The 14,335-nt window shown below is 73.9% G+C and carries 12 protein-coding genes and 1 pseudogene; 9 read left to right on the forward strand and 4 right to left on the reverse strand.

Annotated elements, in window-relative coordinates; translation table 11 throughout:
- Positions 1-88: 88 nt before the first annotated feature.
- Entirely contained in the window at positions 89-1,018 is a 930-nt protein-coding gene (locus tag AB0N31_RS28960) for a 5'-3' exonuclease (protein ID WP_366061401.1), read from the reverse strand.
- A 220-nt stretch (positions 1,019-1,238) separates the two neighbouring features.
- Between AB0N31_RS28960 and AB0N31_RS28965 the strand changes: the two genes are divergently transcribed.
- The 4 genes from AB0N31_RS28965 to AB0N31_RS28980 all read left to right on the forward strand — a co-directional run bounded on the left by AB0N31_RS28965 (position 1,239) and on the right by AB0N31_RS28980 (position 5,851).
- Positions 1,239-2,336: a glycine betaine/L-proline ABC transporter ATP-binding protein gene (locus tag AB0N31_RS28965; RefSeq protein WP_366061391.1), complete on the forward strand. Its 1,098-nt coding sequence runs from the start codon at positions 1,239-1,241 to the stop codon at positions 2,334-2,336.
- Positions 2,314-4,125, forward strand: coding sequence for an ABC transporter permease/substrate binding protein (locus tag AB0N31_RS28970; RefSeq protein ID WP_366061392.1), 1,812 nt, complete (start codon positions 2,314-2,316; stop codon positions 4,123-4,125). Before AB0N31_RS28965 ends, AB0N31_RS28970 begins: the two co-directional genes overlap by 23 nt.
- A 440-nt stretch (positions 4,126-4,565) precedes the next feature.
- Complete coding sequence (locus tag AB0N31_RS28975; protein ID WP_366061393.1) at positions 4,566-5,132, forward strand: XRE family transcriptional regulator; 567 nt, start codon at positions 4,566-4,568, stop codon at positions 5,130-5,132.
- Entirely contained in the window at positions 5,132-5,851 is a 720-nt protein-coding gene (locus tag AB0N31_RS28980; protein ID WP_366061394.1) for a helical backbone metal receptor, read from the forward strand. Before AB0N31_RS28975 ends, AB0N31_RS28980 begins: the two co-directional genes overlap by 1 nt.
- Here AB0N31_RS28980 and AB0N31_RS28985 read toward each other — a convergent pair.
- Complete coding sequence (locus AB0N31_RS28985; protein ID WP_366061395.1) at positions 5,763-6,938, reverse strand: TDT family transporter; 1,176 nt, start codon at positions 6,936-6,938, stop codon at positions 5,763-5,765. The two genes, AB0N31_RS28980 and AB0N31_RS28985, sit on opposite strands and share 89 nt — an antisense overlap.
- A 70-nt stretch (positions 6,939-7,008) precedes the next feature.
- On the opposite strand from AB0N31_RS28985, the gene AB0N31_RS28990 reads away from it, so the two are divergent.
- Positions 7,009-7,947, forward strand: a complete 939-nt coding sequence (locus AB0N31_RS28990) for a LysR family transcriptional regulator (protein WP_366061396.1) — start codon at positions 7,009-7,011, stop codon at positions 7,945-7,947.
- Between the two features lie 53 nt (positions 7,948-8,000).
- On the opposite strand, the gene AB0N31_RS28995 is transcribed toward AB0N31_RS28990, so the two are convergent.
- Positions 8,001-8,699 (reverse strand): gamma-glutamyl-gamma-aminobutyrate hydrolase family protein, encoded by a 699-nt coding sequence (locus AB0N31_RS28995; protein WP_366061397.1) that lies wholly within the window; start codon positions 8,697-8,699, stop codon positions 8,001-8,003.
- A 90-nt stretch (positions 8,700-8,789) separates the two neighbouring features.
- Positions 8,790-9,524, reverse strand: coding sequence for an FCD domain-containing protein (locus AB0N31_RS29000; protein ID WP_366061402.1), 735 nt, complete (start codon positions 9,522-9,524; stop codon positions 8,790-8,792).
- Between the two features lie 149 nt (positions 9,525-9,673).
- Between AB0N31_RS29000 and AB0N31_RS29005 the strand changes: the two genes are divergently transcribed.
- The 4 genes and pseudogenes from AB0N31_RS29005 to AB0N31_RS29020 all read left to right on the forward strand — a co-directional run bounded on the left by AB0N31_RS29005 (position 9,674) and on the right by AB0N31_RS29020 (position 14,203).
- On the forward strand, positions 9,674-11,032 hold the full coding sequence (locus AB0N31_RS29005) for a glutamine synthetase family protein (protein WP_366061398.1): 1,359 nt from the start codon (positions 9,674-9,676) through the stop codon (positions 11,030-11,032).
- 116 nt (positions 11,033-11,148) lie between these two features.
- Positions 11,149-12,504, forward strand: coding sequence for an aldehyde dehydrogenase family protein (locus tag AB0N31_RS29010; protein WP_366061403.1), 1,356 nt, complete (start codon positions 11,149-11,151; stop codon positions 12,502-12,504).
- On the forward strand, positions 12,501-13,283 hold the full coding sequence (locus AB0N31_RS29015; RefSeq protein ID WP_366061399.1) for a 3-oxoacyl-ACP reductase: 783 nt from the start codon (positions 12,501-12,503) through the stop codon (positions 13,281-13,283). The genes AB0N31_RS29010 and AB0N31_RS29015 overlap by 4 nt, the downstream gene beginning before the upstream one ends.
- Before the next feature lie 27 nt (positions 13,284-13,310).
- A pseudogene (locus AB0N31_RS29020) lies at positions 13,311-14,203 on the forward strand (DUF2510 domain-containing protein).
- Positions 14,204-14,335: the final 132 nt, after the last annotated feature.

Below are 14,335 nucleotides of genomic sequence, written 5' to 3' on the forward strand. Positions count from 1 at the left end.
CCAAGCCTTTATTGGTTAGGTTTGCCTAAGTTAGCATCTCGCGCCGCCGTGGTGCCCGGGCGCCGGCCGCCGCTCGCGGGGTCGACGCCTACGCGCCGAGGGTGGTCAGCAGCCGCTGCAGCGACCCGCCGAGCCCCCAGCGCTCCGCCAGCCCCTCCAGCACCGCCGGTTCCCGCGGGGCGCGCGGGAGCTCCGTCGACACCGCCGGCAGCGGCACGTCGTCGGCGACCCTGACCACCTTCGGTGCGACGGCGAGGTAGGGCCCGGCCTCGTCGAGCCGCTTGCGCTGAGCGGGAGTGAGCCTGGCCTCCGGGTCGTCGACGGCCGCCAGGATCCCGGCCAGGTCGCCGAACTCGGCCAGCAGCTTGGCCGCCGTCTTCTCACCGATGCCCGGAACGCCGGGCAGACCGTCGCTCGGGTCGCCGCGCAGCAGCGCCAGATCCGCGTACCCGCGCCCGTCGACGCCATACTTCTCGCGCAGCCACGCCTCGTCCGTGGTCTGCAGCGTGCCGACGCCCTTCAGCGGATACAGCACCCGCACCCCGCGCGCGTCGTCCACCAGCTGGTACAGGTCGCGGTCGCCGGTGACGATGTCGACCGGGCCCTTCGCGCGTGCGGTGAAGGTGCCGATCACGTCGTCCGCCTCGTAGCCGGCGACGCCGACGCGGGCGATGCCCAGCGCGTCCAGGACCGCCTCGATCACCGGCACCTGCGCTGAGAGCGTGTCCGGCACCTCCTCCTCGTCCGGGCCCGCCTCGTGTTCCTCGGCGACCCGGTGCGCCTTGTAGGAGGGGATGAGGTCGACCCGCCACCGCGGCCGCCAGTCGGCGTCCATGCAGGCGACCAGTTCGTCGGGCCGGTGGTCCTTGACCAGGCGGTCGATGAAGTCCAGCAGTCCGCGCACGGCGTTCACCGGCGTGCCGTCCGGGGCCCTCACGGAGTCCGGGACGCCGAAGTGGGCGCGGAAGTACAGCGAGGCGGTGTCGAGGAGCATCAGTCGTCCGGTCACGCCACGCATCATGCCGCACCGGCCCGGCGGGCAGCCGCCGGAATTCACTCCCGTGGCAGGTGTGAAGGGTCTGTGAACCGGCCCACTGGCGTGTTTGCCCATGCCGGACCGGGGCAGGTGCCGCGTCGGAGCGGTGCCGGTTGCACTTTCAACTGTTATGGACGTCCGGCGGGCCGCACCCCGGCCCCGCCACCGCTCCCGTCCTTGCCCCCGATCCGAGAAGGTACGTGTGTCCTCCAGGCTGGAAGCCGATCATCTGTACAAGGTGTTCGGCAGACGACAGGACGAGGCGGTCGAGCGGCTGCGCCGCGGCGCCGACCGGGACGAGCTGCGGGCCGACGGCACCACCGCCGCCGTGATCGACGCCTCCTTCACCGTGGACCCCGGTCAGATCTTCGTCGTCATGGGCCTGTCCGGCTCCGGGAAGTCCACCCTGCTGCGCATGCTCAACGGACTGCTGGAGCCCACCGCGGGACGCGTCCTCTTCGACGGCGAGGACCTGACCGCGCTCGGCGACCGCGAACTGCGCGAGGTCCGCGCCCGGAAGATCAGCATGGTCTTCCAGCACTTCGCGCTCTTCCCGCACCGCAGCGTCCTCGACAACGCCGGCTACGGCCTCGCCGTGCAGGGCGTCCCGCGCGCCGAACGCGAGGAGCGCGCCGGCGAGGCGCTGCGGCTGTGCGGCCTGGCCGGCTGGGAGAAGTCCTGGCCCGACGAGCTGTCCGGCGGCATGCAGCAGCGGGTGGGCCTCGCCCGCGCCCTCGCCACCGACGCCGACCTGCTCCTGATGGACGAGTCCTTCAGCGCGCTGGACCCGCTGATCCGCCGCGACATGCAGGACCAGCTGCTCACGCTCCAGCAGACCCTGAAGAAGACGATCGTCTTCATCACCCACGACCTCAACGAGGCCATGCGCCTGGGCGACCGCATCGCCGTCATGCGCGACGGCCGCATCGTGCAGAACGGCACCGCCGAGGACATCCTCGTCCGCCCGGCCGACGACTACGTCGCCTCCTTCATCAAGGACGTCGACCGCTCCCGCGTGCTGACCGCGTCCGCCGTCATGGACACCGACGTCCGCGGCGACGAGGCCGACTGCGGCTGCGCCACCGCGAACCCCGACACCCCCTTCACCGAGCTGTGCGCGCTCAGCGCCCGCGTGACGCACCCGGTCGCCGTCCTGGACGCGCGACGCGAACTCGTCGGAGTGGTCCCGCGCCGGCGCCTCGTCGGCTTCCTCGGTGACGAACACGGGGAGCCCGCCGCCTGCGCCGACCCGCGCGACGAGGGGAAGGTGACCGCCCGTGCCCAGGCTGCACCTCGGTGACTGGGTCGACTCCGGCGTCGACTGGCTCGTCACCCACATGTCCTGGCTGTTCGACGCCGTCAAGGCGGTCGTCGAAGGCATGTACGACGGCATCGACGCCGTCCTCACCGCCCCCGAGCCCCTGCTGCTCGCAGGCGTCCTCGCCCTCCTCGCCTGGTGGCTGCGCGGCCTGGTCGCGGGCGTCCTCGGCTTCGCCGGGTTCGCGCTCATCGACTCCCTCGACCTGTGGGGGGAGGCGATGTCCACGCTGTCGCTGGTGCTCGTCGCCACGCTGATCGCCCTGGTGGTCTCGGTCCCGCTGGGCATCTGGGCGGCCCGCTCCAAGGCCGTGAGCGCCGCCCTGCGGCCGGTCCTGGACCTGCTGCAGACCATGCCGTCGATGGTCCTGCTGATCCCCGCGATCCTCTTCTTCGGCATGGGCGTGCCCGCCGGTGTGGTCGCCACCCTGATCTTCGCGCTCGCCCCCGGCGTGCGCATGACCGAACTCGGCATACGGCAGGTCGACGCCGAACTCGTCGAGGCCGCGGAGGCCTTCGGCACGACGCCCCGCGACATCCTCCTGCGGGTCCAGCTGCCGCTCGCCCTGCCGACGATCATGGCGGGCGTCAACCAGGTCATCATGCTCGGCCTGTCGATGGTCGTCATCGCCGGCATGGTCGGCACCGGCGGCCTCGGCGGCTCCGTCAACGAGGCCATCGGCCGGCTCGACATCGGGCTCGGCTTCGAGGCCGGCCTCGGCATCGTCGTGCTCGCCATCTACCTGGACCGCATGACCGGCGCCCTCGGCACCCGCATCTCCCCCCTCGGCCGCCGTGCCGCCGCCAAGGCCCGCCCCACCGTGTGGAGCCACCGCCCCCGCCCGGCCGTGGCCGTGGTCGGCGTGGTCGTCCTCGCGCTCGTCGCCGGCGGCATGGGCGTCTTCGGCTCGAACTCCGGCACCGCCGAGGCCTCCGCCACGGACGTCGGCAAGGGCAAGGAGATCACCATCGGCTACATCCCCTGGGACGAGGGCATCGCCTCCACCTACCTGTGGAAGGAACTGCTGGAGGAGCGCGGCTTCGAGGTGAAGACCACCCAGTACGCCGCCGCCCCGCTCTACACCGGCCTCGCCACCGGCCGGATCGACTTCCAGACCGACTCCTGGCTGCCCACCACGCACGCCGAGTACTGGAAGAAGTACGGCGAGCGGCTCGACGACCTCGGCAAGTGGTACGGCCCCACGTCCCTGGAGCTGAGCGTCCCGGCGTACATGAAGGACGTGAACACCCTCGCCGACCTCAAGGCCAGGTCGGCCGAGTTCGGCGGCAGGATCACCGGCATCGAGCCCAGCGCCGGAATGATGGGCCTGCTCAAGGACAAGGTCGTCGAGGAGTACGGCCTCGACGGCTACCGGGTCGTCGACGGTTCGACCCCGGCCATGCTCGCCGAACTGAAGCGGGCGTACGCCAGGAAGGACCCGATCGTCGTCACGCTCTGGTCGCCGCACTGGGCCTACAGCGAGTACGACCTGAAGAAGCTGAAGGACCCCCGGGGCGCCTGGGGCGAGGGCGACGGCGTGCACACCCTGTCCCGCAAGGGCTTCGCCGCCGACCACCCCGAGGTCGGCGCCTGGCTGAAGGACTTCTCCATGACCGAGGCGCAGCTCACCGGTCTGGAGGCGCGCATCCAGAAGTCCGGCAAGGGCAAGGAGCAGGACGCCGTCCGCGCGTGGCTGAAGGACAACCCCGGCCTGCTCGACCGGTGGGTACCGGTCGACGGCGCGGGGGAGAAGAGCGGGGCGGCGGGGTGACCTGACAGCATCCGTGCCGTCCCGCGCGGGGCGGGCACCGGCGTACCTCCACGGGACGTACGCCGGGGCCCGCCCCGCGTCGCCGTTCGCACGGCACGGATCCGGCCAACCACGCAGCGCCACGTCCGGGCCCGGCCCGGCGGTCGGCCGTCCGTCGGCGCCGGCCGCTCGACCAGCCGGATCACGCCGTGCGAACGGCACGGGAACACCAGGAGGCCGCCGGGCATTGAACCGAAGGACACGAGGAAGCGACCCTGCCCGCGGATGATCGACTGGCGCGAACTGTGAGTTCCGGTGTGACACCGGATGTCCTCGATGTGACGGGCTCGTGAAACGGTTTGCCGAACATGCGTAGGGTGCAGGAGAACTCATCAGACGACGTGCGCCCGCGACGGGGCACTCGGCAGTCGGACCGACGAGCGTAGGAGGGAGCCGGAGCGATGGGCGACCACAAAGAACAGCCCCTGCGGGTGGGCGCGGCCGTCCGGCGGCGGCGCCGGTCCCTGGACCTCACGCTCGCCGTCGTGGCCGAGCGCAGCGGGCTGTCGGTCCCGTTCCTGAGCCAGATCGAGAACGACCGGGCGCGGCCCAGCACCGGCTCCCTGGAGAAGGTCGCCGACGCCCTGCGCACCACGGCCGTGGAACTCCTCGCCGCCGCCGACCCGGCGTGCAGCGTCGACGTCGTGCGCGCCGAGACCACCGAGCCCGGACCCGGTCCGCGCTCCCGCTCGCTGGTCCGCGGCCACCACCAGATGCACGCCTCGGAGTTCACCGGTGACCACGAGGCCGGCCGCGAGTTCCAGTACCGCAACGACCAGCTGATGTACGTCGCCGACGGCGCGGTGGAGATCGAGGCCGAGGGTCGGGCCTACCGTCTCGGCCGCGGCGACACCCTGTACCTCACCGGCGGGGTCCGGCACCGCTGGCGCGCGACCGTGCCGGACACCCGGGTCGTGGTCGTCGCCGTGGCGGAGCACATCGAGGCGGTCCGGGACCGCAAGCGGTAGTGAGGGCCGTCTCCCTGGTGCCCTCGCTCACGGAGGCGGTGGCCGTGACCCTGCCCGGCGTCCTGGTCGGCGCCACCGACTGGTGCACCCACCCGGCGGGTCTCGACGTCGTCCGGGTGGGCGGCACCAAGAACCCCGCGACCGACCGGATCGCCGCGCTCGCGCCCGATCTCGTGATCGCCAACGAGGAGGAGAACCGGGAGCCGGACCTCGCCGCCCTCCGGGACGCCGGGATCGAGGTCCTGGTCACCGAGGTCCGGGACGTGCCGCAGGCCCTCCGGGAGCTGGCCCGCGTGCTGTCGGCCTGCGGGGCCCGCACACGCCCCCGCTGGCTGGACGAGGCCGAGGAGGCCTGGAGCGCCCCGCGACCGCCCGACCGGCGCCGCACGGCCGTCGTACCGGTCTGGCGGCGGCCGTGGATGGTCCTGGGCCGCGACACCTTCGCCGGGGACGTCCTCGCCCGCCTCGGGGTGGACCACCTGTACACGGCCCACCGGGACCGCTACCCGAAGGTCACGGCGCAGGAGCTGCGGGCGGCCGCCCCGGACCTGGTCGTCCTCCCCGACGAGCCCTACCGCTTCACCGCCGGCGACGGCCCGGAGGCGTTCCCCGGCCTGCCGTGCGCCCTCGTCAGCGGACGCCACCTGACGTGGTACGGCCCGTCGCTCGCCGAGGCCCCCCGCGTGCTGAGCGGGGCGCTGCGAGCAGCCCGCCGCTGACCAGCCCCCGCACGGTGTGCGCGGTGACGACGACCCAGGCGGTCACGAGCACGACGTACAGCCCGGTGGCCAGCGCCCCGTACGCGACGAGCCCGGTGTGCCGGGCCAGCGCCTCGGCGCCGGTCACGCAGGTGCCGACCGGGAAGGTGAACGCCCACCACGTCATCGCGAAGCGCATTCCGTGCCTGCGGGCCCGCACCACATGGGCGCCGGCCAGGCACAGCCACAGCAGCGCGAACCCCATGACGGGCACCCCGTACAGGACGGCGAGGACCGCGAGACCCCGGCCGTCCGCGGCCGGGAGCACCGCGGGCGCGACCTCCGCGAACGCCCCGACGGCCGTCGTCGACTGCCCGAGCGGCCCCAGGACCAGGAACAGGGTCGGCGTGAGGGCGAGGGGCAGCGGTCCGCGCGTGACCAGCCGGGCGAAGACCAGCGGCAGCATCACCAGCGTGGCGAGCAGGCTCAGCCCGAACAGCGCGAAGCACGCGAACAGCAGCGTCTCGCGGGCCTGCCCGGCCGGCAGGTACGGCACCAGCCGCGGCCCCGCCGCGGCCGGCACCATCGGCGCGACGAGCGGCAGCAGCCACACCGGCGTGGCCTGCCCCGGCTCGACCCGATGGCGTACGGCCATCAGGTACGGCACGGCGACGGCCGCCGCGAGCCCCACCGCCGTACCGGCGCCGAACAGCACGGCGTCGAGGGCCACGGCCGCGCCGGTGCCGATCCAGTCCCGGCCGACGGAGAGCGCCCCGCCGCCGACCGCGACCAGCGCCATCGCCAGGCAGCCGTAGAACGGGACCGTCGCCGGGTCCAGGACGTGGGCGCGCGCCTGGTCGCGGTGGTGACGCCAGTGCAGGACCCGGGCGGTGAGCAGGGTCAGCAGCAGGACCAGGGAGAGCGCCCACACGGCCGCGCAGGCGGGGCGCAGTCCCGGAGGGCGGGCGGGCAGCGCGGCGCCCGCCGTCGCCACCACCGCGGTGCCCATGACGGTGGCGTACCAGTTGGGGCCGAGGTGACGGACGGCGGCGGCACGCGGGCGCGGCCGCGGGCTCGCGACGGGGACGGGCGGGACTGCGGTGACCATGACCTCACCGTCCCGTTCCGACGCCCCCGCGACCAGGGACGATGGCTCTATGGGGGCATAAGCTGACCTTATGAGCGGCGACGAGACGACCCACGAACCCCCGGGGGAGCGGCCCGGCGGCTCGATCGCGCACCGGGTCCCCGACCTCGGCGCCCTGGAGCTGCTGCTGGCCGTGGCCCGGCTCGGCAGTCTCGGGGCTGCCGCCCGCGAGCTGGGCATCACCCAGCCGGCCGCGAGCAGCCGCATCCGCACGATGGAACGCCAGCTCGGGGTGGCCCTGGTGGACCGTTCGCCGCGCGGTTCCCGGCTCACCGACGCGGGGGCGCTGGTCACCGACTGGGCGCGGCGGATCGTCGAGGCGGCGGCGGCCTTCGACGCGGGTGCGCAGGCGCTGCGCGACCGGCGCGATTCGCGGCTGCGGGTCGCGGCGAGCATGACCATCGCCGAGTACCTGCTGCCCGGCTGGCTCCTCGCGCTGCGCGCGCAGCGGCCGGACACGGCGGTGTCGCTGCTCGCGGGCAACTCGACGGCGGTGGCGGAACGACTGCTGTCCGGCGACGCCGACCTCGGTTTCGTCGAGGGGCTCAGCGTGCCGGCGGGCCTGGACTCGACGGTCATCGCCCACGACCGGCTGATCGTCGTCGCCGCGCCGGCGCATCCGTGGGCGCGGCGACGACGGGCGGTGTCCGCGCCGGAACTGGCCTCGACGCCGCTGATCCTGCGGGAGGAGGGTTCCGGGACGCGGCAGGTCCTCGACGCGGCCCTCGGCGGGCTGGCCCGCCCCCTGATCGAGCTGTCCTCGACGACGGCGGTGAAGGCGGCCGCGGTCAGCGGCGCGGGGCCGGCGGTCCTGAGCGAGCTGGCGGTGGGGGAGGAGCTGGGCCTGCGGCGCCTGGTGTCCGTCCCGGTGGACGGCGTCCGCCTGGCCCGGGACCTCCGGGCGGTCTGGCCCACGGGACACCGCCCCACGGGCCCGGCCCGAGACCTGCTGTCGCTGACGCGGAAGTAGGCGGCGGGCGGGGCTCCGGGCCGACCCGCGGCTCCCCCGGCTGCCGCGCCGCCTCACCCCGCCGCCGTCACCAGCCCCCGCATCACCCGCAGGTCCCGCCCCATCTCCGGATGCCACTGCACCCCCAGCGCCCACCGCCCGCCCGCGGAGGGAAGCTCGACGGCTTCCACCGTCCCGTCCTCCGCGTACGCGGACGCCACCAGTCCCGCCCCCAGCCGCTCCACCGCCTGGTGGTGGAACGTGGGCACCGACGTCTCCTCGGGCACCAGAGCGGCGTACCGGGTGCCCGGCACGGGCTTCACCGCATGCCGCCCGAACACACCGGGCGCCTCCGCGTGCCCGGGCAGGTGCTGCACGAGCGACCCCCCGAGCGCCACGTTCAGCAACTGCATCCCCCGGCAGACCCCCAGCAGCGGCACCCCCGCCCCCAGCGCCGCCTCGATCAACGCCAGCTCCCAGGCGTCCCGCTCCCGCGCCGGCGGCCCCGTCCGGGGATCGCGCTCGGCGCCGTAGCGCGCGGGCTCGACATCGGGCCCACCCGCGATCACCAGCCCGTCCAGCCGGGCCACGGCGGACGCCGCGTGCCCGGGCGCGTCCGGCGGCAGCATCACCGCCAGCGCGCCCGCCCGCTGCACGAGCCGCGGATACCCGGCCGGCAGCAGCACCGCCTCCAGCTCCCACACCCCCCACCGCGTACCGGCCTCCAGATAGGTGCTGACGCCGATCAGCGGCCTGCCCGTCCCGTTCGCCACGCCCCGCCCTCCGTCCCGCCGCCGACCACCGGCCACTGCCTCCGCATGGACCGAATGGATCAGAGGCGAACCATTGAACACGCCCGCGGGTCAGGCGAGGAAGCCCCGCAGCAGCGCGGCCGTCCCGGCGCAGTGCTCGCGCATGATCTCCCGCGCCCCGTCCGCGTCGCCGTCCAGCACCGCCCCCACCAGCGCCGTGTGCTGACGCTGCGAATGCTCCAGGTTGCGCACCAGCAGCGGGATGCAGTCCAGCAGGTCGTTGACCGTCGCCCGGACCGCCGCGTACTGCGCCGCCAGCGACGGAGAGCCGCACAGCTCGGCGAGGGTGAGGTGCAGCATCGTGTCGCGGCGGCGGTAGTCGACGAGAGGGGCGTCCTCGGTGCCTGCCAGCGCCGCCCGCAACCGGCCGGCCCGCTCCGCCGTCAGACCGTGCGCCGCGCACAGGCCCGCCGCGCCGACCTCCAGCACCTCCCGGAACCGGAGCACGTCCTCCATGTCGGCCGCGGTGGTCCGCCGCCGCAGCTCGTCCTCGCCGATCGCGTCCGTACGCGGCAGCACGAACGTCCCGCCGTACCTGCCCCGGCGGGACTCCACGAGCCCCTGGTCCTGGAGCACCCTCAGCACCTCGCGCAGCGTCACCCGGCTGATCCCGAGCCGTTCCGCCAGGTCCCGTTCGGCCGGGAGCCGTTCCCCGCCGGGCACCAGGCCCAGTCGTACCACCTGGAGGATCTGCTGCAGGGCCTCCTCGAAACCGTTCCCGGCCCGCACCGGCCGGAGCACCGGCGTCAGCCGGTCCGCCGGTCCTTCCTCGCCGTCCACCGGCATCCGGTCGCGCCCCCTTCCCAAGCAAAGGTTCCCCGCAATACCTTATGGCTCCCGGTCGTCCGACACAGCCCCAGCAGCCGTAGCAGCGCCCCGCAGCCGTAGCCCCAGCAGCAGTCGTAGCAGCCGAGGAAGCCTGAGGAGGCCCTCCCGTGGCAGACCGCACACCCCCGCTCGGCGTCGAGGAACTGCACGCCCTCGTCGCCGGCGGTGAGATCGACACCGTCGTCCTCGCCTTCCCCGACATGCAGGGTCGCCTCCAGGGCAAGCGTTTCGCCGCCCGCTTCTTCCTCGACGAGGTCCTCGAACACGGCACCGAGGGCTGCAACTACCTCCTCGCCGTCGACACCGAGATGAACACGGTCGGCGGTTACGAGATGTCCTCCTGGGAGCGGGGCTACGGCGACTTCGCCATGCGCCCCGACCCGAGCACCCTGCGCCGCCTGCCCTGGCACCCCGGTACGGCGATGCTCCTCGCCGACCTCGCCTGGGAGGACGGCTCACCCGTGGTCGCCGCCCCCCGGCAGATCCTGCGCAGCCAGCTGCAACGCCTCGCCGACCTGGGCTACACCGCCCAGGTCGGCACCGAGCTGGAGTTCATCGTCTTCAAGGACACCTACGAGCAGGCCTGGGACGCCCGTTACCGGGGACTCACCCCGGCCAACCAGTACAACGTCGACTACTCGATCCTCGGCACCGGCCGCGTCGAGCCCCTGCTGCGCCGCCTGCGCAACGACATGGCCGGCGCCGGTCTCACCGTCGAGTCCGCCAAGGGCGAGTGCAACCCCGGCCAGCACGAGATCGCCTTCCGCTACGACGAGGCCCTGGTCACCTGCGACCAGCACGCCGTCTACAAGACCGGCGCCAAGGAGATCGCCTCCCAGGAGGGCGTCTCCCTCACCTTCATGGCCAAGTACGACGAGCGCGAGGGCAACTCCTGCCACATCCACCTCTCCCTCGCGGACGCCGACGGCACCAACGCGATGGCCGGGCCGGAGGGGATGTCCGAGACCATGCGGTACTTCCTCGCCGGACAGCTCGCCGCACTGCGCGACTTCTCCCTCCTCTACGCCCCGCACATCAACTCCTACAAGCGGTTCCAGCCGGGCTCCTTCGCCCCGACCGCCGTCGCCTGGGGACGCGACAACCGCACCTGCGCCCTGCGCGTCGTCGGCCACGGCCGCTCCCTCCGCTTCGAGAACAGGCTGCCCGGCGGCGACGTCAACCCGCACCTCGCGGTCGCCGGACTGGTGGCCGCCGGCCTGCACGGCATCGAGCGGAAGCTGGAACTGCCCGAGCCCTGCGCGGGCAACGCCTACACCGCCGACTACGCGCACGTCCCCACCACCCTGCGCGAGGCCGCCGACCTCTGGGAGAACAGCGCCATCGCCCGGGCCGCCTTCGGCGACGAGGTCGTCGCGCACTACCGCAACATGGCCCGCGTCGAGGTGGAGGCCTTCGACGCGGCGGTCACCGACTGGGAGCTGCGCCGCTCCTTCGAACGCATGTGAGGCCCTTCTTGCCCGACCAACCCACCTTCGACCGTTCCGCGTCGGACCAGCCCACCTCCGACCGGTCCGCGTCCGACCGGCTCTCGTCCGGCGACCTCTCCGCGGACCGGCTCCGGGTGATCGACCCGGCCACCGAGGAGGTCGTCGCCACCGTCCCCGCCGCCACCGAGGCCGACGTCCACGCGGCCGTCGTGCGCGGCACCCGGGCCCAGTCCCGCTGGGCCGCCCTCGCGCCCGGCGACCGCGCCCGCCTGCTGCGCCGGTTCGCCGCGAGGGTCGACGAACACCTCGAGGAACTCGCGCAGTCGGAGGTCCGCGAGGCCGGACACACCATCGGCAACGCCCGCTGGGAGGCGGGCAACGTCCGCGATCTGCTCGACTACGCGGCCGGCGGAGTGGAGCGGCTCACGGGACGACAGATCCCGGTCGCGGGCGGCCTCGACGTCACGATCCTCGAACCGCTGGGCGTCGTCGGCGTCATCGCGCCGTGGAACTTCCCGATGCCGATCGCGGCCTGGGGCACCGCCCCGGCGCTCGCCGCGGGCAACGCGGTGATCCTCAAACCCGCCGAGACGACCCCGCTGACCGCCCTGCGGCTGGCCGAACTCGCCCTGGAGGCGGGCCTGCCGGAGGACCTCTTCCAGGTGCTGCCCGGCCGCGGCCCCGTCGCGGGCAACGCCCTGGTCGAGCATCCGGGCGTGGCGAAGATCGTCTTCACCGGGTCGACGGCCGTGGGCAAACGGGTGTGGGCGAAGGGTGCCGACCTGCTCAAGCGCGTCACCCTGGAACTCGGTGGCAAGAGCCCCAACATCGTCTTCGCCGACGCCGACGTCGAGGCCGCCGCCGCGGCGGCTCCCATGGCCTTCCTCGACAACGCCGGACAGGACTGCTGCGCCCGCACCCGCATCCTCGTCCAGCGCTCCGTCCACGACCGCTTCCTGGATCTGCTCGCCCCCGCGATCGAGTCGGTCGTGGTCGGCGACCCGGCCGACGAGACCACGGACATGGGCCCGCTGATCTCCGGCACCCAGCTGAACCGCGTCCGTTCGTACGTGCCGGACGACCTGGCCGGCATCCGCGGCAAGGCCCCCGACGGCCCCGGGTTCTGGTTCCCGCCCACCGTCCTGACCGGCCTCGACCCCCGCGCGCGCGTCGCCGTCGAGGAGGTCTTCGGCCCGGTCGCCGTCGTCCTGCCCTTCGAGGACGAGGCGGAGGCGGTCGAACTCGCCAACGCCACCGACTACGGCCTCTCCGGCTCCGTCTGGACCCGCGACGTCGGCCGCGCCCTGCGCGTCTCGCGGGCCGTGCGCGCCGGGAACCTGTCGGTCAACTCCCATTCCAGCGTGCGCTACTGGACCCCGTTCGGCGGCTTCAAGCAGTCCGGCATCGGCCGCGAACTCGGCCCGGACGCCCTGACCGCCTTCACCGAGACCAAGAACGTCTTCATCAGCACGGAGGGCCCCGCACAGTGACCAAAGAGATCATCTGCCGCCGGCTCGTCGGCCGCACCGCCGTCATCACCGGGGCCGGCAGCGGGATCGGCCTCGCCACCGCGCGCCGCCTCGCCTCCGAGGGGGCCCACGTCGTCTGCGGCGACATCGACGAGCCCCGCGGCGAAGCGGCCGCCGAAGAGGTCGGCGGCCTGTTCGTCAAGGTCGACGTCACCGACCCCGACCAGGTGGAGGCGCTGTTCAAGGCGGCGTACGACACCTACGGCAGCGTCGACGTCGCCTTCAACAACGCCGGCATCTCACCCCCCGACGACGACTCCATCCTCGACACCGGGCTGGAGGCCTGGAAACGCGTCCAGGAGGTCAACCTCACCTCCGTCTACCTGTGCTGCAAGGCCGCCATCCCCTACATGCGGCGCCAGGGCAAGGGCTCCATCATCAACACGGCGTCCTTCGTGGCGAGGATGGGCGCCGCCACCTCCCAGATCTCGTACACGGCCTCCAAGGGCGGCGTCCTCGCCATGTCCCGCGAACTGGGCGTGCAGTTCGCGCGGGAGGGCATCCGCGTGAACGCCCTCTGCCCCGGACCGGTCAACACCCCGCTGCTCCAGGAACTGTTCGCCAAGGACCCCGAGCGGGCGGCCCGCCGTCTCGTCCACATCCCGGCCGGGCGGTTCGCCGAGGCCGACGAGATCGCCGCCGCCGTCGCCTTCCTGGCCAGCGACGACTCCTCCTTCGTCAACGCCGCCGACTTCCTGGTCGACGGCGGCATCTCCGGGGCGTACGTCACCCCGCTGTAGGCCGCGCCCTACAGTGCCGGGATGAGCATGACGCCCCCGCCCGGCTGGTACGGCGACCCGACGGCTCCTCACCGGGAACGCTGGTGGGACGGCACCGCCTGGACCGGCCACCGGCGCACCCCGGAGCCTCCCGCCGCACCGGCGGCGGGCTCCGGACCGTCGGCCCCGCCGGGCGCACCGGGCGCACCGGTCCCGGAGGGTTTCGGACCGCCGGTGGCACCGGTCGGCGGGGGTCTCGGACCACCTGCGGGTCCGGTCGGCGGGAGTTTCGGACCGCCGACGGGTCCGGTCCCCGACCGTCCCGCGGCGCCGGCCGGTCCCGGCGGTCCGCCGCCCGGCGGCCGGTCCCGGGCGGTCGCCCCGGTGGTCGTGGCGGCCGTCCTGGTCGCGGCGGTCGTGACCGGAGCCGTCGTCCTGCGCGGGAACGACGGCGCGGGCACCCGACCCGACGCGGCCCCGCCGGCCGGCACCCCCTCCGCGCCCGCGACGACGGCGGACGTCCCCACCCCCGCACCCTCGGCCGACCCGTCCACCGACCCGTCCGCCGTCGTCGACGAGCTGAACGGCATCACGCTCCCGCTGCCCGAGGGCTGGGTCCTGCCCGAGTACGCCGACGCCCCTTCGGCGGCATCGAGTCCCACCGGCCGGTGGCCGCCGGGCAGGTCGCGGTCGCGGGCCGCGCCGGGTACTACGTCCGCCGGCGGGTGACGACCTCCGAGGGACCCGGCGGCTACGTCCAGTCCCTGGTCTTCCCGTCCACCGTCGGCACCGAGGCCCCCGTCCTCGTCCGGTACGTCTTCGACGCGGGCGACGACGGGCCGCCGCTCGCCGACATGGACCGCATCACCAAGGGCATCCGCCCGGTCGGCGACGCGGACACGGGCGGCGGGGTCGGCAGCGGCATCGGACCGACGCGGTGAACCGCGCGATCTGCCCGGTCTGCGCGATCTGCGCGGTCTAGGGCGTGTTTCGAAAGTCCCGTCTGCCCGGCGACGCCTGGCACGCACGCTCGCCGCGTTGTCGGGGTCGCCCCGATACAACCAGTATCGGGG

Origin of the sequence: Streptomyces sp. NPDC051051 (assembly GCF_040682975.1) — a bacterium.
In the GTDB taxonomy this organism is placed as follows: domain Bacteria; phylum Actinomycetota; class Actinomycetes; order Streptomycetales; family Streptomycetaceae; genus Streptomyces.